The organism is Streptomyces sp. NPDC059861 (assembly GCF_042731435.1).
Taxonomy (GTDB): domain Bacteria; phylum Actinomycetota; class Actinomycetes; order Streptomycetales; family Streptomycetaceae; genus Streptomyces.
Genome location: NZ_JBHWJQ010000053.1, coordinates 20,240 through 40,205 on the forward strand (window position 1 = coordinate 20,240; position 19,966 = coordinate 40,205).

The window sequence follows — 19,966 nt, forward strand, 5'->3', positions numbered from 1 at the left end:
TACGCCATGCGCGGGACGCTCCGCGCCACGGTTTCCCGCCGCCCTCGTCGACCAGCGGTCGGAGGTGCGATCGCGGCGTCCCCCGCGGGGCTCTCACCCCACCAAGTGCCGATTGGGCGCCTTGGCCGCCTCCTCGTACTCCGGAACCACCACCACCTCCACTCCGGCCCCCGCCAGCATGCCGCTCCCGTCCGCGCCGGTCACGAACGTGTCCGGCTCCCGCCAGGCCGTCACCACGCGCCCCACCCCGGCGTCGAGGATCAGCCGCGCGCAGGGCTTGGGCCGGGAGGCACGGCGGGTGCAGGGTTCCAGGCTGGTGTAGACGGTGGCGCCGGGCAGCCGTGGGTCGGCCGCGTCGATCTTCGCGAGCGCCGCCTCCTCCGCGTGGACGACCGGGTCGCCGCCCTCCCGGGAGTGCCCCCTCGCGAGTTCGGTGCCGTCCCGCGCCACCACCACCGCGCCGACGCTGAACGCCGTCCTTGACGGCGGGCACAGCGCCGCCAGCTCGCAGGCCAGGGCCAGCCAGCGGCGGTCGGCGGCCGAGGCGAGGCTGCCGGCACCGGGGGCGGTGGGCTCGTAGCGCATGAGGACGACGTCCTCGATACGCCGGGTCTCGACCAGGCGCAGGCGCCCGGACTGGTAGCCGCCGGGGCCGAAGAGGCGGGGCGCGGCGGGGTCGCCGACGAAGAGGGGGGCGAGGACCAGCTGGACCTCGTCGGCGAGGCCCTCCAGGAGGAGCTGGGTGTGGACGGTGCCACCGCCCTCGACCATCAGGCGGCGGACGCCTCGTACGTCGTGCAGGTGCGCCAGTACCGCTCGCCAGTCGAGGGTGTCGCCGAGCGCGACCACGTCCGCGGCGACGGGGTTCTCCTTGAGGCGCCGGGCACCCTCCGTCGTCGTGTACACCACCTTCTCGCCGCCCGTGTGCCAGAAGTTGGCGGCCGGGTCGAGGTCGCCCGTGCCGCTCACCGTGACCTTGAGGGGGTACTCCGGCTTTCCCGCCGCCGTCCGGGCCGCCCGTCGTGCCGGGGAGTTGACCAGCAGCCGGGGGTTGTCGGCGCGGATGGTGCCGGCGCCGATGAGGATCGCGTCGACGGAGGCGCGCACCTCGTCGACCCGGTCGAAGTCGGCGGGGCTGGAGAGGAGGAGGCGGTCGGGGCCGGTGTCGTCCAGGTAGCCGTCGAGGGAGACGGCGGCGGACAGGAGGACGTAGGGGTAGGGCATGGGGCGCACTCCACCTCGGGGGTCGGGGACCGGCGGTTCGCCGGCTGGGTGGCCTGAGGGACTGGGGCTTACCGTCCGGCGATTTGATTCAAGTTTTAAGCAAATCTACACTGGCGGCATGACGACTCGCTGGCTCACCCCGGAGGAACAGCGCGCCTGGCGCGCGTACCTGGGGGCCACCCTTCTCCTGGAGGACGCGCTCGACCGGCAGCTCCAGCAGGAGGCCGGCATGCCGCACATGTACTACTCCATCCTCGCCAATCTCTCCGAGGCCCCGGAACGCCGGCTCCGGATGACCGATCTCGCGGAGCTGCTGAAGATCACCCGCAGTCGGCTGACGTACGCCGTCGGCCGACTGGAGAAGGACGGGCTGGTACGGCGCGAGGAGTGCCCCTCGGACAAACGGGGGAGCGTGGCCGCGCTCACGGAGGAGGGGATGGGCACGGTGGAGCGACTGGCGCCGGGACATGTCGAGACGGTGCGCGCGACCCTGTTCGACCATCTGACCCCGCGGCAGGTGGGGCAGTTGGAGGAGATCTTCACGGGGGTCGCGCAGGCGCTGCAGGGGGAGGACGCGGGCGGCACGTCGGGCGATGTGCCGTGGCGGCGCCGGTCGTCACCGTGCTCCTGAGACCGCCCGGGACTGTTTGCTTCAACTTTAAAGCACGGGGTAGGGTCGCCCCTCGAGAGGCTGCTTCAAATCTGGAACACATGACCCCGGAGACCGTATGCCCGACTTCCCCGCCGCCACGCCGCGCGCCCGCGTCCGGGTGCCGTTGCGCTTCCACGACGGCTACAGCGTCGACGCCGACCTGGTCACCTTCCACGGCCTGGCCGACGGCCAGGAACACGTGGCCCTCGTCCTCGGCGAGCCCGGGCCCCGCCCCCTGGTGCGCCTGCACTCCGAGTGCCTCACCGGCGACCTCTTCGGCTCCGCCCGCTGTGACTGCGGCCCTCAGCTGCGCGAGGCCGTCGAGAGCATCGCGGCCCGCGGCGGCGTGCTGCTCTACCTCCGCCAGGAGGGACGTGGCATCGGGCTCTACAACAAGCTCGACGCGTACGCCCTTCAGGACCAGGGCCTCGACACGTACGAGGCGAACACCGCGCTCGGCCTCCCGGAGGACGCCCGCGACTACACGGCGGCGGCCCAGATGCTGCGCGCCCTGTCCGTGACGGACCTGGACCTGCTGTCCAACAACCCCGACAAGGCCGACCAGCTCCGCGCGCTCGGCATCACCGTCCACGACCGCGTCCCCACCGGCGTCTTCGCCACCGCCCACAACGTCCGCTACCTGCGCGCCAAGGTCCTCCAGACCCAGCACACGCTGCCGCTCGCGAAGCTGGGCGTGAGCTGAACGCGGACGGGACCGGCGGGCTCGGACGGACGGGGCGAACGGCGGCGTGCGGGTGACGTCGGATCAGGGTGCCGAGGTCCGACCGGACTTCGAAGACGCGGCAGCCCCCAGCTCGGGTCCTGTGAGCTGGGGGCTTTCTTGTAGGCCCTGTGGGACTCGAACCCACAACCAATGGATTAAAAGTCCACTGCTCTGCCAATTGAGCTAAGGGCCCAGGCGATGTTGCCTCCCCGAGCATAGCCGGAGGAGGCCGCGTCGCCGATCGGGTATCCGGGAGACGGGGCCGTGTGCGGGGCGGAAGGGTCCGGAAGCGCTAGGGATCTCCCGGTTCGCGAGCCACAGGCGTCACCGAATCGGCGCGTCCCCCGGACGCGCCGGTCACTGGCTGGAACAGGCCCCCGTAGCTCGGCCGGCCAGTTGCCCGACTGTTCATGTACGGAAAGCGCCGTGGCCCCCACCGACGGATCGGTGGGGGCCACGGCGCTCATGGCTCGCCGGCTACGGCAGGTCAGCCGTTGCGCTTCCAGCGCGGCTTGTCCTCGCGGCGCCCGAAGGAACCGCCGCCACGGTGGTCGTCACGGCGGCCGTAGGGACGCTCGTGACCGCCGGTGCGGAAGCCGGGGCGGTCGCCCTGGCGGTCGCGGTTGAACGGGCGGTCGCTGCCGCGGTGGCCGCCGCGCTCGTCACGACGGTCGAAGGAACGGGCGGGACGCTCGTCGCGGCGGAAGCCACCACGGTCGCCACCGTCACGGCGCTCGAACGAACGGCCGCCGCTGTCGCCGTCGCGACGCTCGAACGAACGGCCACCACGGTCGCCGTCGCGACGCTCGAAGGAGCGACCGCCACGGTCGTTGTCCCGGCGCTCGTCGCGGCGGAAGCCACCACGCTCGCCACCGTCACGACGGTCGAAGGAACGGCCACCACGGTCGCCGCTGTCGCTGCGGCCACCACGGTCGCCCCGGTCGTCGCGGCGGAAGCCGCCCCGGTCGTCACGGCGGTCGAAGGAGCGGCCGCCACGGTCGTCACGGCGCTCGAACGAACGGCCGCCGCTGTCGCCGTCGCGACGCTCGAACGAACGGCCACCACGGTCGCCGTCACGACGCTCGAAGGAGCGACCGCCACGGTCGTTGTCCCGGCGCTCGTCGCGGCGGAAGCCACCACGCTCGCCACCGTCACGACGGTCCCGGCGCTCGTAGGAGGAGGCCCCGGAACGCTCGGGCCGCTCGAAGCGCTCGACGTCCCGCGCCACCACCTGCTCCGGCACCGACACCTCGACGACGTCCGGCAGCTCGGCCGCCTCGGCCACCGCGGTCTGCGCCTCGGCGACCGCGGCCTCCGGGTCCTCGCCGCGCTCGCGTGCGACCCGGGCGACCAGCCGGTCGGCCTCGTCGCGCAGCTCGGCGGCGCGCCGCTGCGCCCGCTCCAGCTGCTTGGTGAGGTGGGCGACCTCGCGCTCGGCCTGCTGCGCGGCGTTGCCCGCGGACTCGGCCTGCACCTCGGTCATCGACCGGGCGCCGGTGATCTCGGCGACCTCGGGGTCGAACGCTCCGGCGCCCTGGATGATGTGGCGCGAGGCGTCGACGCCCGCGTCCTCCATCAGGCGGAAGATCTGGCGGCGCTGGTGCGGCAGGGAGAGCGACACGACCGTGCCGGTGCGCCCGGCACGCGCGGTGCGGCCGGCCCGGTGCAGGTAGTCCTTGTGGTCACCGGCGGGGTCGACGTTCAGCACGAGGTCGATGCCGTCGACGTGGATGCCGCGCGCGGCGACGTCCGTCGCGACGAGCACGTTGACGTACCCGTCCTTGAAGTCCGCCAGCGTCCGGGTCCGGGCGCCCTGCGTCATGCCGCCGTGCAGCGCCTCGGCCTTCGCACCGGCGTCGCGCAGCTGCTCGGCGACCCGGTCCGCACCCAGCTGGGTGCGGACGAAGATGATGGTGCGGCCCTTGCGGGAGGCGATCGCGGCGGTGACCGGGGCCTTGTCCTTGGGCTTCACGATCAGGATGTGGTGCGACATGGTCGTCACCGCGCCCTGAGCCGCGTCGACCTCGTGCGAGACCGGCTCGTTCAGGTAGCGCTCGACGAGTGTCTGGATCTCGTTCTCCATCGTCGCGGAGAACAGCATCCGCTGGCCGCCCGCCGGAACCTGGTCCAGCAGCTCGGTCACCTCGGGCAGGAAGCCCAGGTCGGACATCTGGTCGGCCTCGTCGAGGACGGTGATCTGCACGTCCTCCAGCGAGCAGGCGCCGCGGCCGATGATGTCGCGGAGCCGGCCGGGGGTGGCGACCAGCACGTCGACGCCCCGCTCCAGGGCGTAGATCTGGTTCCCCATCGACGTACCGCCGCACACCACCTTCATCTTCAGCCCGAGGACGTCCCCGTACGGCTGGAGCGCGTCGGCGACCTGCATCGCCAGTTCGCGGGTGGGGGTGAGGATGACGGCGCGGGGGCGCTTCTTCTCGGTGCGGCCGCCGGCCAGCGTGGCCAGGGTCGGCAGGCCGAAGGAGAGGGTCTTGCCGGAGCCGGTGCGGCCACGGCCCAGGATGTCCTTGCCGGTCAGGGCGTCCGGGATGGTCGCGGCCTGGATCGGGAAGGGGGTGGTCACACCGTTCTGCGCGAGCTTGCGCACGACACCCTCGGGCAGGCCGAGGTCGGAGAAGGTGATCTCGGGTACCTCGGGTACCTCAGGTACGTCGGGGGTCTGGTCGTCGCCCGTGGGCATGACGGCATGATCAGTACTGGCGATGGACATACGTCTGCGAAACCTTCCGGAGTCTCATCGGCACGCGCCCGTCAACTCCGTGATTCGCACACGACCGCCTCAATGCGGTCCGCCACGGTAAGGGAGAGTACGCGCCACACGGCGCGCTCTGCGGTGGCGCCGGGCAAATGGGATCAAACGATCTACCACCATACGCACCCACCACCCCAGAAGGCAAACCGGTCCGGAAATGCCTGGTCGGCGCGGCTACGAGGGCCCGCGGGAGGCGCCTCACGCCGGGAAAGCCAGCCCTAGACCGGCGACCCCGCCTCCGGCGCCGGCTCCCGCTGGACCAGTTGCGGGCTCGTGTCCTCGTGCGCCGACGAGGACGGCTCCGCGACCGTCGGCTCCGGGGTGGTGGGCGGCTCCGGCGTCGGTGGGGGCGGTTCCGGAGCCGTGGTGGTGCGGGTGGGGGTCGGCTCGGGCGGGGGCGGCGGATCGCCCGGCTTGACGGTGTGCCCTGGCTTGCCCGGCGCCGAGCCCGACGCGGTCGCCCCCGGCGCCTTCGCCGAACCGGAGGGGGTGGGCGACCCGCCCGGCGACGCCGAGCGACCGCCCTTCCCGTCCTTGCCGCGCACATGATCGGCGCCGCCCGCGGCCCCGCCGCCCGCGACGCCACCGCCGGACCAGGCCGTTCCTCCGTCGGGCGCCTCGCCGCCCCGTGGTCCGGCCGAGTGCGAGGGCCTGGCCCGGTCGCCGTCGTCGTCACCCACGCTCATACAGCCGGCGGCAGCGGCGGCGGCCACGACGGCGGCGGCCAGGCGGACAGGTACGTACAAGGGGCGCACGGGCAGCCACCTCCGAGGCGGGGTGATGGAGTCAACGTGCCCAACTCCCGCCACCCACAAGAGGACACGCGCCCCGTTACCCGTATCCCAGCGCGTGCAGCCGCGCGTCGTCGATCCCGAAGTGGTGGGCGATCTCGTGCACGACCGTGACCTCGGTCTCGGCGACGACCTCCTCGCGGGTCCCGCACATCCGCAGCGTCGGCCCCCGGTAGATCGTGATCCGGTCCGGCAGCACCCCCGCGTACCACTCCCCACGATCTGTCAGCGGCGTCCCCTCGTACAGCCCGAGCAGGTCGGGATCGTCGGCGGACGGTTCGTCCTCGACGAACACCGCGACGTTGTCCATGAGCCGCGTCAGCTCCGGCGGGATCCGGTCCAGCGCCTCGGCGACCAGTTCCTCGAACTCCTCGCGCGTCATCTCCAGCACAGGCCCATTGTCCGGTACGCCACCCCGGTTCGAGACCCCCGCCACCACGCGGGTACGACCCGCTCGGCGCCGCATACCCAGCTGCCCACATGGGCATACGGGACCAATGGCCCGCGTCCCAGCCGCAGTCCTGACCACCATGAGCCGTTTCCGTATCCGCCGCCGCCCCCGCCCCACCACCGAGACCGCGCTCGTCCCCTCACCTCCGAACCGCTGGACCAGAGCCCTGGGTCTGATGGCCGTCGTCCTGCTGGGCGCGTGGCTCGGGCTGCTCGTCGTCGGAAACGTCCGGGTCCCGGTCGGCCCGATGGACACGACGATGACCCTGCGCCCGTCCCTCACCGGGGGCACGAAGATCAACATCTCCCCGCTGGGCGCCCTGCACCTGGACAGCCACAGCGCCCCGGTCCGGCTGGACGTGAACGTCGACCAGCTCGACCCGGAGCGCTCCCAGGCCCTGGTCGACCACCCCGAGCGCCTCTCCGGCCTCCAGGACGAGGTCGCCCGGGACGTCGGCCACGGCGCCCTCGACCTGGCCGTGCGCTCCTGCGTGGCCGTCGTCGCCGGCGCGACCGCGCTCGGCCTCGCCGTCTACCGCCGCCCGCGCCGCGCCCTCGCCGCCGGCGGTATCGCGCTCACCCTGCTGGCGGCCTCGGGGGCGACGGCGTACGCCACCTGGAATCCCAAGTCGGTCCTGGAGCCGAGGTTCTCGGGCCTGCTCTCCTCCGCCCCCTCCCTGGTCGGCGACGCGCGCAGCATCGTCACCGAGTTCGACGTCTACCAGCAGGAGTTGGCGCGCCTGGTGACGAACGTGACGAAGCTCTACGACGCCACGTCCACGCTCCCCGCGTACCGGCCGGACCCGACCACCATCCGCGTCCTGCACGTCTCGGACATCCACCTCAATCCGGCGAGCTGGAAGATCATCGCGTCGCTGGTCGAGCAGTACGAGGTGAACGTGATCGTCGACTCGGGGGACACGATGGACCACGGCACCTCTGCCGAGAACGGGTTCCTCGACCCGATCGAGGACCTGGGCGCCCCGTACGTGTGGGTGCGCGGCAACCACGACTCGCGGCTCACCCAGCGCTATCTGGAGGACCTGAAGAACGTGCACGTCCTCGACGACGGCCGCGCGGTGTCGGTTGCGGGGCTGCGGTTCGCGGGGATCGGCGACCCCCAGTTCACCCCCGACCGCAGCGACAAGCCCGGCGCCGAGGCCTCCCAGGAGCTGGCCGGCGCCCGCCTGGCCACCGCCCTGCGCGACCAGAGCGCCGCCGGCACCCCGGCGGACGTGGCCGTCGCCCATGAGCCGCAGGCCGCGCGGCAGACGGACGGCGAGGTTCCGCTGGTCCTGGCGGGCCATGTGCACCACCAGGAGATGGAGGTGCTGCCGTACGGCACCCGGCTGCGCATCGAGGGCTCGACCGGCGGCAGCGGACTGCGCGCGGTGGAGGACGCGCATCCGGACCCGATCGAGGCGTCGATCCTCTACTTCGACCGCGACACCCACCGCCTCCAGGCCTGGGACGCGATCCGCCTGGGCGGACTCGGCCTCTCCACGGCGGAGGTCAGCCGCCACCTGGTGGAGGAGAACCAGCCGGGAGCCACACCGTCGGACCAGCCAGGGTCCACACCGTCGGACCAGCCGGGAGCCACACCCTCGGGCCGGCCAGGGTCCACGCCGTCCCGCAGCCCGTCCCCCGTTCCCTCCGGCGAGCGAAGTCCGTAAACCGTTTTGGCGATCCCTCCCGCCATCCCATATGCTTCTCACGTCCCCGACGCGCTGAGAAGCGCGCAGGCGGGCCGATAGCCCTCATCGTCTAGCGGCCTAGGACGCCGCCCTTTCAAGGCGGTAGCACGGGTTCGAATCCCGTTGGGGGCACGCAGTTCGGTGTGCGACACTTGGCTACATTGGTTCGCGCACCATCCACACCTGGTCCTGTGGAGCAGTTTGGAGTGCTCGCCACCCTGTCAAGGTGGAGGCCGCGGGTTCAAATCCCGTCAGGACCGCTGAGGTTTCCCTGAAACCTCCTGGCTGGGTAGCTCAGTTGGTACGAGCGATCGCCTGAAAAGCGATAGGTCGCCGGTTCGACCCCGGCCCCAGCCACCGCAGAAGCCCCCGTCGAGATCATCGGCGGGGGCTTCGTCGTGCCTCCGTGCCCGCGCCGGAACGAAATCATTCGCCAGGGATTTCCCGAGGATGAGATCCTGGTACCCGTATGTCTACGCAGCCTGCCCTCGCCCCCCGCCTGACGGACCTCTCCCTGCGCGACGCGCATCGGCTCGGCCGCAGGCTCGAAGGCGCACGCAAGATCCGCAAGCCGGAGGCCCGTGCCACCGTACTGGCCGAGATCGAGGCGGAGATCGAGAAGGCCGAGGCCCGGATGGCCGACCGCCGGGCGCAGGCGCCCGTGGTCAGCTATCCGCCGCAGCTTCCCGTCAGCCAGAAGAAGGACGCGATCGCGGACGCCATCCGCGACCACCAGGTCGTGATCGTCGCCGGTGAGACCGGGTCCGGGAAGACCACGCAGATCCCCAAGATCTGCGTGGAGCTCGGCCGGGGCGTCCGCGGCATGATCGGCCACACCCAGCCCCGCCGTATCGCCGCCCGCACGGTCGCCGAGCGGGTCGCCGAGGAGCTCGACACGCCGCTCGGCGAGGCCGTCGGCTGGAAAGTCCGCTTCACCGACCAGGTGAACCCGGACGCCACCTTCATCAAGCTGATGACCGACGGCATCCTGCTCGCCGAGATCCAGACCGACCGCGAGCTGCGCGCCTACGACACGATCATCATCGACGAGGCCCACGAGCGGTCCCTCAACATCGACTTCCTGCTGGGCTATCTCGCGCAGCTGCTGCCGAAGCGGCCGGACCTCAAGGTCGTCATCACCTCGGCGACCATCGACCCCGAGCGCTTCTCGCGGCACTTCGGCGACGCCCCGATCATCGAGGTCAGCGGACGGACCTACCCCGTCGAGGTGCGCTACCGGCCGCTCCTCGAGGACGACTCCGACGACGCCGACCGCGACCAGATCACGGCGATCACGGACGCCGTCGAGGAGCTGATGGGCGAGGGCAAGGGCGACATCCTCGTCTTCCTCTCCGGTGAGCGGGAGATCCGCGACACGGCGGACGCGCTGGAGAAGAAGAAGTACAGATTCACCGAGGTCCTCCCGCTGTACGCCCGGCTCTCGCACGCCGAGCAGCACCGCGTCTTCCAGCAGCACACCGGACGCAGGATCGTTCTGGCGACCAACGTCGCCGAGACCTCCCTCACCGTCCCGGGCATCAAGTACGTCATCGACCCCGGCTTCGCCCGTATCTCGCGCTACAGCCACCGCACCAAGGTCCAGCGGCTGCCCATCGAGCCGATCTCCCAGGCCAGCGCCAACCAGCGCAAGGGCCGTTGCGGCCGTACGTCCGACGGCATCTGCATCCGCCTCTACAGCGAGGACGACTTCGAGGCCCGCCCGGAGTTCACGGACGCGGAGATCCTCCGTACGAACCTGGCGAGCGTCATCCTGCAGATGACCGCCGCCGGCCTCGGCGAGATCGAGAAGTTCCCCTTCATCGATCCGCCGGACCACCGCAACATCCGCGACGGCGTGCAGTTGCTCCAGGAGCTGGGCGCGCTGGACCCGGCGCAGAAGGACACCCGCAAGCGGCTCACGGACACCGGCCGCAAGCTCGCCCAGCTCCCGGTCGACCCGCGGCTGGCCCGGATGGTCCTGGAGGCCGACAAGAACGGCTGTGTCCGCGAGGTCATGGTCATAGCCGCCGCGCTCTCCATCCAGGACCCCCGCGAGCGTCCCGCGGACAAACAGACCCAGGCCGACCAGCAGCACATCCGCTTCCGGGACGAGACCAGCGACTTCCTCGCCTACCTCAACCTCTGGCGCTATCTCCGCGAGCAGCAGCGGGAGCGCGGCTCGTCGTCCTTCCGCCGCATGTGCAAGCAGGAGTACCTCAACTTCCTGCGCATCCGCGAATGGCAGGACATCTACACCCAGCTGCGCACGGTCGCCAAGCAGATGGGCATCCACCTCAACGAGGACGACGCCCCCGCCGACCGCATCCACACCTCCCTCCTCGCCGGCCTCCTGTCCCACATCGGGATGAAGGACGTGAAGGACGGCAACAAGAACGAGTACCTGGGCGCGCGCAGCGCCAAGTTCGCGATCTTCCCCGGCTCGGCGCTCTTCAAGAAGCAGCCCCGCTTCGTGATGTCCGCCGAACTCGTCGAGACCTCCCGCCTCTGGGCCCGCGTCAACGCCAAGATCGAACCCGAGTGGGTCGAGCCCCTCGCCGGGCACCTGATCAAGCGGACGTACAGCGAACCGCACTGGGAGAAGGACCAGGCGGCCGTGATGGCGTACGAGAAGGTCACGCTGTACGGCGTGCCGATCATCGCCCAGCGCAAGGTGAACTACGGCCGGATCGACGCGGAGGCCAGCCGCGAGCTGTTCATCCGGAACGCGCTGGTCGAGGGCGACTGGCGGACCCACCACAAGTTCTTCGCCGACAACCGCCGGCTCCTCAGCGAGGTCGAGGAGCTGGAGCACCGCGCCCGGCGCCGCGACATCGTGGTCGACGACGAGACCCTGTTCGACTTCTACGACCAGCGGGTGCCCGAACACGTCGTCTCCGGCGCGCACTTCGACTCCTGGTGGAAGCACAAGCGGCACGAACAACCCGACTTCCTCGACTTCGAACGCGAGATGCTCATCCGCGAGTCGGCGGAGGCGGTCACCAAGGCGGACTACCCGGACTCCTGGCGCCAGGGCCCGCTCAAGTTCAGGGTCACCTACCAGTTCGAGCCGGGTGCGGACGCCGACGGCGTCACCGTCCACGTCCCGCTCCAGGTCCTCAACCAGGTCACCGACGAGGGCTTCGACTGGCAGATCCCGGGCCTGCGGGAGGAAGTGGTCACGGAGCTCATCCGCTCCCTCCCCAAGCCGATCCGCCGCCACTACGTGCCCGCGCCGAACTTCGCGAAGCGCTTCCTGGACACCGCCGCCCCCCTCCAGGAGCCGCTCACCACCACCATGGCCCGCGAGTTGAAGCGGATGGTCGGCGTGCCCTTCACCGCCGACGACTTCGACTGGTCCAAGGTCCCCGACCATCTGCGGATCACCTTCCGGATCGTCGACGAGCGGCGCCGGAAGCTGGCCGAGGACAAGGATCTGGAGACGCTGAGGCTCCAGCTCAGGCCGAAGGCCCGCAAGGCCCTCTCGCAGGCCGCCGCGGCCACCGCGGAGCGCAGCGGCGGCGAGTCCGTCGAGCGCCAGGGCCTGACCGACTGGACCATCGGCACCCTCACCCGCGTCTTCGAGACCCGCCGCGCCGGCCAGCCGGTGAAGGCGTACCCGGCGCTCGTCGACGACGGACCGACGACGAACACGGTCTCCGTACGCCTCTTCGACACGGAGGCGGAGCAGGCCGAGGCCATGTGGAAGGGCACGCGCCGGCTCATCCTGCGCAACATCCCGGTCAATCCCGCGAAGTTCGCGTCCGAGAAGCTGACCAATGCCCAGAAGCTCGCCCTGTCAGCGAACCCGCACGGTTCCATCCAGGCCCTGTTCGACGACTGCGCGACCGCGGCCGCGGACAAGCTGATCGCCGACTTCGGGGGTCCGGCGTGGGACGAGGAGTCGTACCGCAGGCTCTACGACAAGGTGCGCGCCGACATCGTCGACACGACCGTGCGCACGGTGGGCCAGGTGCAGCAGGTCCTCGCCGCATGGCAGGCCTGTGAGCGCCGTCTGAAGGCCGTGCGCAGCCCCGCGCTGCTGGCGAACCTCCAGGACGTGCGGGGGCAGCTGGACGCCCTTGTGAAGCCCGGCTTCGTGACGGCGGCGGGGCTGAGCCGGCTGCCGCACCTCATGCGCTACCTGGTGGCCGCGGACCGGCGTCTGCAGCAGATGCCGACGAACGTCCAACGGGACACCACGCGCATGGAGAAGGTCCGGGAGATGCGGGACGAGTACGCGTGGCTCCTGGAGCAGATGCCGCAGGGCCGACCGGTCCCCGCCGCCGTCCGGGACATCCGCTGGATGATCGAGGAGCTGCGCGTCAGCTACTTCGCGCACGCGCTGGGCACGGCGTACCCCGTCTCGGACAAGCGGATCGTGAAGGCGATCGACGCGGCGGCGCCGTGACGGGCCTCGCACGTTAAGTGAGTTCGACCAGGCGGCCGCGCTCCTGTACAGTCTCTTCTCGCAGCGCAACGAAGGAATCGCGCCGCGAAACCTGGTCCTGTGGAGCAGTTTGGAGTGCTCGCCACCCTGTCAAGGTGGAGGCCGCGGGTTCAAATCCCGTCAGGACCGCAGCAAGATGAGGCCCGCATCCCGGCAAGGGACGCGGGCCTCCTTCATGACCACACCCTCGAGCCCGGGTTCTTCGGAGTCCGGGCTCTTTCGTGTGCCCCTGCGCCGCCTTGACGGCGTCACATTCGGTCGGTACTCAGAAACCAGGGCGACACGCCCGCTGGGCCCCCGGAGGTGGCGTATGGCGGCATCGGTGAGGCATGAGACGCGGGCGTTGCTTCGGGCGCACCTCGCGGCCGCGTCGTCGTACCGGCATCTGACCCGGCACTGCCCGGTCTGCCATCGGTTGCTGCGCCTCGCCCTCGCCATGGATCCCGCCCCGCACGCGACGGACGCCCCCGAGGAGTGCGTCGAGGACGAGCGTCCCGCCGGCGCATGAGTGCCTCAGAGCCCCACAACCCCAAAGCCTCAAAGCCTCAAAGCCTCAAAGCCCCACAGCCCCACAGCCCCACAGCCCCACAGCCCCACAGCCCCACAGCCCCACAGCCCCAACTCCCCTACCGCACATAGGCCAGAGGCAACAAGCACGCTGGCATGTGACGGGAGTCACCGCATGAGTTTCTGAAACAGCGGTACTTACCCATCTCCTACAACTGGTCAATTTAATATGTGCAATTGCACTCTCTCGCGGGGTCTCCTCACGGCAGCTCCGACACCCCTCCCCAGACTCCGACAAGCCCACCCACAGGCTCGCCATCGTGCGCACAAAAAAGATCGCGCTGGACCCGGCGGAGTCCAGCGCGATCGATGACGCACCCTGTCAGTCGCCCGAAGGCTCTGGGCGTGGGCCCTGTTGGGGCAGAACCCGCGTCGGTTGGAGCGTGGTTTCGGACGCCTCGGCAGGTTGGGGGATCCGCCGATTTGCCCTGTTATTGAGTTGTTCAGGCCTCGCTGCGCTGCTGCGGGATGCCCGCGAGCAGAGCGCGCACCTCAGCCTCGCGGTAGCGGCGGTGCCCGCCGAGCGTACGGATGGAAGTGAGCTTGCCGGCCTTCGCCCACCGCGTGACCGTCTTCGGGTCGACGCGGAACATCGTGGCGACCTCAGCCGGGGTCAGCAGCGGCTCGGCATCAGGGGTGCGAGCGGTCATGAGCGGCCTCCTCGGGAGAACCGAACCTTCTCGGTTCTTTCCTCTAAATTCTGCACCTTGACCCGCGTTGCCCGAAATGGCGGACGCGAGTCGAGTCGGTTATAGGACGAACGGCTTGTCCTCGGCACTACAACTACACCATCTGTCCAGCCGCGTCGGCCAAACCGATGGAATTGCCCTCCCAGGTGTTCATCAGCGACGGATGCCGATGGACCATGCCATAGCGGACAGTCACGCCACTGTGACGATCAGTCACAGGGCGATCAGGAGTCGTCAGACCCCCCAAAGCACGCAATACGTAGATTCCGCCCACAGTTGAACACACTGGGACGGACAGAGTCCTCCCCGGACTCCTTGTCCTATTTTGGCATGAGGATGGGCAAGGGACGCAAGAGCCGTGTACGTGCGCTCCATCACGCTTGTCGCATGCATCACACTCTTGACACATACGCCCAGAACGGGCCCTAGATCCCTTGTTGACGCCCCGTAAGCTACGTCACAGAACAGTACGTCAGTTCGCCGAACGCAGGTCTCGCACCGACCGCCAGCGCTCCACCAGCCGCGCGTACGCCTCGCCCGCCGCGACCCCGTCACCCAGGCGCAGCGCCTCGATACCCTCGGCCACGTCGGCCGCCGAGTGGTCGCCCTCCAGGTCACCGGTCGGCAGGGCGTGCACCAGCCCGCCGTAGTCCAGCTCGACCAGGGAGCGCGGGTGGAACTCCTCCAGCCAGCGCCCGACGTCCACCAGGCCGTCGATCAGCGGCCCCTCGTCCATGGCGTTCCGCAGCGTGCGCAGGCCCCGGGCCACCCTGCGGCGGGCCTGGACCATGGGCGTGCGGTAGCGCAGCACGGGCGGGGCCGCGTCGGTGCCCCCGGAGCCCTTGTCGTACTCCCGCTCCTCGTCCGAGACGAGGACGAACCAGTTCAGCGGCACCTGCCAGGTCGCCGTACGGATCCAGGGGCGGGCGTCCGGGTTGCCGGCCAGCCAGCGCTCGTAGTCCTGGGTCGCCTGGTGGCGCAGGACCGGCGGCAGCACGGCGTCCAGCAGCGGGGGCGCGAGCTCCTCGGCGAGGTCGCCGAGCGCCTGCCAGCCGCGCAGCCGGGTCCGCCAGGGGCAGACGTGGACCACCCCGTCGGCCTCCAGCACGAAGGCGTCCGCGCTCTCGTGCACCGGCACGGGCACGGGCGGGGTGGGCAGCAAGTCGGCAAGGGAGCGGCGGAGTTCGTCCTGGTACGAGGGGCGCTCCGGGCGGCGGGCGTAGCGCGCCCAGTGATCGCGCTCAGGCTCCGGGAAGGCCGCCAGCGGCTCGTACACGCGCAGGTACGCCGCATAGGGGACGATCACCGAGGACACCTTGGGCACGCCTGCTCCCTCCCCCGCCGCCTGCCGGGGAAAACCGCGGAACCCGCCCACAAACGCGCGGGAAAACTATGCAAATCGTCGCACGGACGTACTCCGTGCGGAGGTGATCCTGAGCACTGCTCGGTCGGCGGGGCCGAGAGGCTCTAATCTCGTGCTCACAGGCCCCGCCACCCGCACGGGACCCCGTCCGATCGCCGCTTTTTACCTCAGGAGTCACCACCGTGACCGACGTAACCGGCGCACCTGCTGATGTACTGCACACCCTGTTCCACTCGGACCAGGGCGGACATGAGCAAGTCGTGCTCTGCCAGGACCCCGCGAGCGGCCTGAAGGCCGTGATCGCCCTCCATTCGACCGCCCTCGGCCCCGCCCTCGGTGGTACCCGCTTCTACCCGTACGCGAACGAGGCCGAGGCCGTCGCCGACGCGCTCAACCTCGCGCGGGGAATGTCGTACAAGAACGCCATGGCCGGGCTGGACCACGGCGGCGGCAAGGCGGTGATCATCGGCGACCCGGAGCGGATCAAGAGCGAGGAGCTGCTGCTCGCCTACGGGCGCTTCGTGGCCTCGCTCGGTGGCCGGTACGTCACCGCCTGCGACGTCGGTACGTACGTCGCCGACATGGACGTCGTGGCCCGCGAGTGCCGCTGGACCACCGGTCGCTCCCCCGAGAACGGCGGGGCCGGCGACTCGTCCGTCCTCACCGCCTTCGGCGTCTACCAGGGCATGCGCGCCTCCGCCCAGCACCTGTGGGGCGACCCGTCGCTGCGGGGCCGCCGGGTCGGCATCGCAGGCGTCGGCAAGGTCGGCCACCACCTGGTGGAGCACCTGATGGCGGAGGGCGCCGAGGTCTACGTCACGGACGTGCGCGAGGACGCCGTGCGCCGCGTCACCGAGCGGCACGCGAGCGTCACGGCGGTCGCCGACACCGACGCGCTGATCCGCGTCGACGGCCTCGACATCTACGCTCCCTGCGCGCTCGGCGGGGCGCTGAACGACTACTCCGTGCCGGTGCTGACCGCGCGGGTGGTGTGCGGTGCGGCCAACAACCAGCTGGCCCATCCGGGTGTCGAGAAGGACCTGGCCGACCGCGGGATCCTCTACGCGCCCGACTACGTGGTGAACGCCGGCGGCGTCATCCAGGTCGCCGACGAGCTCCACGGCTTCGACTTCGACCGGTGCAAGGCGAAGGCGGCGAAGATCTACGACACCACGCTGGCCATATTCGCACGTGCGAAGGCCGATGGGATTCCGCCGGCCGCCGCGGCCGACCGGATCGCCGAGCAGCGGATGGCGGAGGCTCGCGCGGCGCGCGGATGGTGACGTTCCGCAGGCCTCATCCGAGGGTTTGAGCGGTACCTGCCGGTGGACAGTTGGAGAGAACTCTCACTTCGACCGGCGGGTCGTCCGCCGATAAGTGGTTAAAATCGCCACTGACCAGCGAGGACAGGGCGCCTCAAAGGTTGTGGGCACACGCGCGTGCTGCGGGCGACGTACCGTATGGGCGCGGGCTCAGGTACCGTGGAAGCCCTACGGACCGGTCTCTCCACGGAGAGCCCGTGCCGGATCATGAACGCGTGTCAAGACTCTGGGGCCGTCGAGCCCCGTCGTTGAGGGGGTCGAGCCATGGGGCGCGGCCGGGCCAAGGCCAAGCAGACGAAGGTCGCCCGCCAGCTGAAGTACAACAGCGGTGGGACAGATCTCTCACGCCTGGCCGAGGAGCTGGGCGCATCGACTGCGAATACGTCACCGAGTACGACGAGTACGAACGGTGACCGTTTCGAGGACGATGAGCAAGACGACGACCTGTACGCACGGTACGCCGACCTCTATGAGGACGACGACGAGGACGAGGAAGGCCAGTCCTCACATCGTCGCGGCGCTTGACCTTGCACTGAGCACCCACCCGGTCGGTGACCCCTGGTCACCGACCGGGTTCTGTGCTGCCCGCACGGAGCTCAGCTGTCGTAGTCACCGACGAGGGCCGCGCCCGTGGTGTGCTCGCCACGGTCCGTGATCTCGCCGGCGACCCATGCCTCGACCCCGCGGTCGGCCAGGGTCGCCAGTGCCACCTCGGTGGACTCCTCCGGGACGACCGCGATCATGCCGACGCCCATGTTGAGGGTCTTCTCCAGCTCCAGGCGCTCGACGTCACCCGTCCTGCCGACGAGGTCGAAGACCGGCGCCGGGGTCCAGGTGGAGCGGTCCACGATCGCGTGCAGGCCGTCCGGGACGACACGGGCCAGGTTGGCCGCGAGGCCGCCGCCGGTGATGTGGCTGTAGGCGTGCACCTCGGTGGTGCGGGTGAGGGCGAGGCAGTCCAGCGAGTAGATCTTCGTCGGCTCCAGCAGCTCCTCCCCGAGGGTGCGGCCGAGGTCGTCGATGTGGGCGTCGAGGGACAGGCCCGCCTGGTTCAGCAGGACATGCCGGACCAGCGAGTACCCGTTCGAGTGAAGACCGGAGGACGCCATGGCGATGACGGCGTCACCCGTTCGGATGCGATCCGCGCCGAGCAGCCGGTCGGCCTCCACCACGCCCGTACCGGCGCCGGCGACGTCGAAGTCGTCCTCGCCCAGCAGCCCGGGGTGCTCGGCCGTCTCGCCGCCCACCAGGGCGCAGCCGGCCAGCACACAGCCTTCGGCGATGCCCTTCACGATGGCGGCGACCCGCTCGGGGTGGACCTTGCCGACGCAGATGTAGTCGGTCATGAACAGCGGCTCGGCGCCGCACACCACGATGTCGTCCATGACCATCGCGACCAGGTCGTGGCCGATCGTGTCGTACACACCCATCCGGCGGGCGACATCGACCTTGGTGCCCACGCCGTCCGTGGCGGAGGCGAGGAGCGGGCGCTCGTAGCGCTTGAGGGCGGAGGCGTCGAAGAGGCCGGCGAAGCCGCCGAGGCCGCCGAGGACCTCGGGGCGCTGCGTCTTCTTCACCCACTCCTTCATCAGCTCGACCGCGCGGTCGCCCGCCTCGATGTCGACACCGGCAGCCGCGTAGGAAGCACCGGAATCAGGACCCGTCGCCGGAGGCGACTGATTGTCTGCAGCAGACATTGCCTGGGATCTTTCGGGTTGGTGATACGAGGCTTGAGTGCCTACGGACGGCGGATCGCGTCGGCCGCGGCCGTGGCCGCCGGACCGGCCGCCAGCTCGGTCTCCAGAAGCTGCTTGCCCAGCAGCTCGGGGTCCGGGAGCTCCATCGGGTACTCGCCGTCGAAGCAGGCGCGGCAGAGGTTCGGCTTGGCGATGGTGGTCGCCTCGATCATGCCGTCGATGGAGATGTAGGACAGCGAGTCGGCGCCGAGCGAGGTGCCGATCTCCTCGATCGACATGCCGTTGGCGATCAGCTCGGCGCGGGTGGCGAAGTCGATGCCGAAGAAGCAGGGCCACTTCACGGGCGGCGAGGAGATCCGGATGTGGACCTCGGCCGCGCCGGCCTCGCGGAGCATGCGGACCAGGGCGCGCTGGGTGTTGCCGCGGACGATCGAGTCGTCGACGACGACCAGCCGCTTGCCCTTGATGACTTCCTTGAGCGGGTTCAGCTTCAGCCGGATACCGAGCTGGCGGATCGTCTGGGAGGGCTGGATGAACGTACGTCCGACGTACGCGTTCTTCACCAGACCCGCACCGAAGGGGATGCCGGAGGCCTCGGCGTAGCCGATGGCGGCCGGGGTGCCGGATTCCGGGGTCGCTATGACCAGGTCGGCCTCGACGGGGGCCTCCTTGGCGAGGCGGCGGCCCATCTCGACCCTGCTCAGGTACACGTTCCGGCCGGCGATGTCGGTGTCGGGGCGGGCCAGGTACACGTACTCGAAGATGCAGCCCTTGGGCTTCGCTTCCGCGAATCGGGAGGTGCGCAGGCCGTTCTCGTCGATGGCGAGGAACTCACCCGGCTCGACCTCGCGCACGAAGCTGGCGCCGACGATGTCGAGGGCGGCGCTCTCGGACGCCACGACCCAGCCGCGCTCCAGGCGGCCCAGGACCAGCGGGCGGATGCCCTGCGGGTCGCGGGCGGCGTACAGCGTGTGCTCGTCCATGAAGACGAGGCTGAAGGCTCCCCTGACCTGCGGCAGGACGACCGGGGCGGATTCCTCGACGGTCAGCGGCTTGCCGTCGGCGTCGACCTGCGCGGCCAGCAGGGCCGTCAGCAGGTCCGTGTCGTTGGTCGCGGCCACCCGGGTGGTACGGCCGTCCTGCTTGGGCAGTTCGGCGACCATCTCGGCGAGCTTGGCCGTGTTGACCAGGTTGCCGTTGTGGCCGAGCGCGATGGAGCCGTGCGCGGTCGCGCGGAACGTCGGCTGGGCGTTCTCCCACACCGAGGCACCGGTGGTGGAGTAGCGGGCGTGACCGACCGCGATGTGGCCCTGCAGGGAACCGAGCGACGTCTCGTCGAAGACCTGGGAGACCAGGCCCATGTCCTTGAAGACGAGGATCTGGGAGCCGTTGCTGACCGCGATTCCCGCGGATTCCTGGCCCCGATGCTGGAGGGCGTAGAGCCCGAAGTACGTGAGCTTTGCGACCTCTTCACCCGGAGCCCAGACACCGAAGACGCCGCATGCGTCCTGGGGGCCCTTCTCGCCGGGAAGCAGATCGTGATTGAGTCGACCGTCACCACGTGGCACGCCACCGA

General features: G+C 70.3%; 15 protein-coding genes and 5 tRNA genes. 11 read left to right on the forward strand and 9 right to left on the reverse strand.

Annotated features, from left to right (window positions below):
• Window positions 1-93 precede the first annotated feature (93 nt).
• Window positions 94-1,224 carry a dihydrofolate reductase family protein gene (locus tag ACFV6X_RS32475; protein WP_385389728.1) on the reverse strand — a complete coding sequence of 377 codons (1,131 nt, stop codon included), beginning with the start codon at window positions 1,222-1,224 and terminating at the stop codon, window positions 94-96.
• Between the two features lie 118 nt (window positions 1,225-1,342).
• Between ACFV6X_RS32475 and ACFV6X_RS32480 the strand changes: the two genes are divergently transcribed.
• Both ACFV6X_RS32480 and ribA read left to right on the forward strand, forming a co-directional pair.
• Complete coding sequence (locus ACFV6X_RS32480) at window positions 1,343-1,855, forward strand: MarR family winged helix-turn-helix transcriptional regulator (RefSeq protein ID WP_385389730.1); 513 nt, start codon at window positions 1,343-1,345, stop codon at window positions 1,853-1,855.
• 97 nt (window positions 1,856-1,952) lie between these two features.
• Complete coding sequence (ribA, locus tag ACFV6X_RS32485; RefSeq protein WP_385389731.1) at window positions 1,953-2,579, forward strand: GTP cyclohydrolase II; 627 nt, start codon at window positions 1,953-1,955, stop codon at window positions 2,577-2,579.
• A 141-nt stretch (window positions 2,580-2,720) separates the two neighbouring features.
• On the opposite strand, the gene ACFV6X_RS32490 is transcribed toward ribA, so the two are convergent.
• The 4 genes from ACFV6X_RS32490 to ACFV6X_RS32505 form a co-directional block, all read right to left on the reverse strand.
• A tRNA-Lys gene (locus tag ACFV6X_RS32490) sits at window positions 2,721-2,793 on the reverse strand.
• Window positions 2,794-3,087: 294 nt separating this feature from the next.
• On the reverse strand, window positions 3,088-5,298 hold the full coding sequence (locus tag ACFV6X_RS32495; protein WP_385389733.1) for a DEAD/DEAH box helicase: 2,211 nt from the start codon (window positions 5,296-5,298) through the stop codon (window positions 3,088-3,090).
• A gap of 290 nt (window positions 5,299-5,588) precedes the next feature.
• Complete coding sequence (locus ACFV6X_RS32500) at window positions 5,589-6,125, reverse strand: hypothetical protein (RefSeq protein ID WP_385389735.1); 537 nt, start codon at window positions 6,123-6,125, stop codon at window positions 5,589-5,591.
• A 76-nt stretch (window positions 6,126-6,201) separates the two neighbouring features.
• Entirely contained in the window at window positions 6,202-6,552 is a 351-nt protein-coding gene (locus ACFV6X_RS32505) for a metallopeptidase family protein (RefSeq protein ID WP_385389736.1), read from the reverse strand.
• 106 nt (window positions 6,553-6,658) lie between these two features.
• On the opposite strand from ACFV6X_RS32505, the gene ACFV6X_RS32510 reads away from it, so the two are divergent.
• From ACFV6X_RS32510 to ACFV6X_RS32540, 7 genes are all read left to right on the forward strand, one after another.
• Window positions 6,659-8,284 (forward strand): metallophosphoesterase, encoded by a 1,626-nt coding sequence (locus ACFV6X_RS32510; protein ID WP_385389738.1) that lies wholly within the window; start codon window positions 6,659-6,661, stop codon window positions 8,282-8,284.
• 80 nt (window positions 8,285-8,364) lie between these two features.
• Window positions 8,365-8,437: transfer RNA gene (locus ACFV6X_RS32515), tRNA-Glu, on the forward strand.
• Window positions 8,438-8,490: 53 nt separating this feature from the next.
• Window positions 8,491-8,565, forward strand: a tRNA-Asp gene (locus ACFV6X_RS32520).
• Between the two features lie 23 nt (window positions 8,566-8,588).
• Window positions 8,589-8,662: transfer RNA gene (locus tag ACFV6X_RS32525), tRNA-Phe, on the forward strand.
• A 112-nt stretch (window positions 8,663-8,774) separates the two neighbouring features.
• A complete protein-coding gene (gene hrpA, locus ACFV6X_RS32530; protein WP_385389739.1) occupies window positions 8,775-12,713 on the forward strand; it encodes an ATP-dependent RNA helicase HrpA in 3,939 nt (1,312 codons plus the stop codon).
• 93 nt (window positions 12,714-12,806) lie between these two features.
• Window positions 12,807-12,881 (forward strand) — tRNA-Asp (locus ACFV6X_RS32535).
• A gap of 181 nt (window positions 12,882-13,062) precedes the next feature.
• A complete protein-coding gene (locus ACFV6X_RS32540) occupies window positions 13,063-13,260 on the forward strand; it encodes a DUF6274 family protein (protein WP_385389741.1) in 198 nt (65 codons plus the stop codon).
• Between the two features lie 502 nt (window positions 13,261-13,762).
• Here the strand turns inward: ACFV6X_RS32540 and bldC are convergent.
• Window positions 13,763-13,969, reverse strand: coding sequence for a developmental transcriptional regulator BldC (bldC, locus tag ACFV6X_RS32545; protein WP_003949541.1), 207 nt, complete (start codon window positions 13,967-13,969; stop codon window positions 13,763-13,765).
• A gap of 511 nt (window positions 13,970-14,480) precedes the next feature.
• On the reverse strand, window positions 14,481-15,332 hold the full coding sequence (locus ACFV6X_RS32550) for a hypothetical protein (protein ID WP_385389743.1): 852 nt from the start codon (window positions 15,330-15,332) through the stop codon (window positions 14,481-14,483).
• Between the two features lie 221 nt (window positions 15,333-15,553).
• Between ACFV6X_RS32550 and ACFV6X_RS32555 the strand changes: the two genes are divergently transcribed.
• Together ACFV6X_RS32555 and ACFV6X_RS32560 are read left to right on the forward strand one after the other, a co-directional pair.
• Complete coding sequence (locus ACFV6X_RS32555) at window positions 15,554-16,654, forward strand: Leu/Phe/Val dehydrogenase (protein ID WP_385389745.1); 1,101 nt, start codon at window positions 15,554-15,556, stop codon at window positions 16,652-16,654.
• A gap of 303 nt (window positions 16,655-16,957) precedes the next feature.
• Complete coding sequence (locus ACFV6X_RS32560; RefSeq protein WP_365454823.1) at window positions 16,958-17,218, forward strand: DUF3073 domain-containing protein; 261 nt, start codon at window positions 16,958-16,960, stop codon at window positions 17,216-17,218.
• A 71-nt stretch (window positions 17,219-17,289) separates the two neighbouring features.
• Here ACFV6X_RS32560 and purM read toward each other — a convergent pair whose 3' ends face one another.
• A complete protein-coding gene (gene purM / locus ACFV6X_RS32565) occupies window positions 17,290-18,390 on the reverse strand; it encodes a phosphoribosylformylglycinamidine cyclo-ligase (protein WP_385389746.1) in 1,101 nt (366 codons plus the stop codon).
• Between the two features lie 41 nt (window positions 18,391-18,431).
• Entirely contained in the window at window positions 18,432-19,958 is a 1,527-nt protein-coding gene (purF, locus tag ACFV6X_RS32570; RefSeq protein ID WP_385389747.1) for an amidophosphoribosyltransferase, read from the reverse strand.
• Window positions 19,959-19,966: the final 8 nt, after the last annotated feature.

Coding starts and splice junctions, on each gene's coding strand:
- hrpA (WP_385389739.1), top strand. CDS start 8,775: ATGTCTACGCAGCCTGCCCTCGCCCCCCGCCTGACGGACCTCTCCCTG.
- ACFV6X_RS32510 (WP_385389738.1), top strand. CDS start 6,659: ATGGCCCGCGTCCCAGCCGCAGTCCTGACCACCATGAGCCGTTTCCGT.
- ACFV6X_RS32480 (WP_385389730.1), top strand. CDS start 1,343: ATGACGACTCGCTGGCTCACCCCGGAGGAACAGCGCGCCTGGCGCGCG.
- ACFV6X_RS32560 (WP_365454823.1), top strand. CDS start 16,958: ATGGGGCGCGGCCGGGCCAAGGCCAAGCAGACGAAGGTCGCCCGCCAG.
- ribA (WP_385389731.1), top strand. CDS start 1,953: ATGCCCGACTTCCCCGCCGCCACGCCGCGCGCCCGCGTCCGGGTGCCG.
- purM (WP_385389746.1), bottom strand. CDS start 18,390: ATGTCTGCTGCAGACAATCAGTCGCCTCCGGCGACGGGTCCTGATTCC.
- ACFV6X_RS32495 (WP_385389733.1), bottom strand. CDS start 5,298: ATGCCCACGGGCGACGACCAGACCCCCGACGTACCTGAGGTACCCGAG.
- ACFV6X_RS32540 (WP_385389741.1), top strand. CDS start 13,063: ATGGCGGCATCGGTGAGGCATGAGACGCGGGCGTTGCTTCGGGCGCAC.
- bldC (WP_003949541.1), bottom strand. CDS start 13,969: ATGACCGCTCGCACCCCTGATGCCGAGCCGCTGCTGACCCCGGCTGAG.
- ACFV6X_RS32475 (WP_385389728.1), bottom strand. CDS start 1,224: ATGCCCTACCCCTACGTCCTCCTGTCCGCCGCCGTCTCCCTCGACGGC.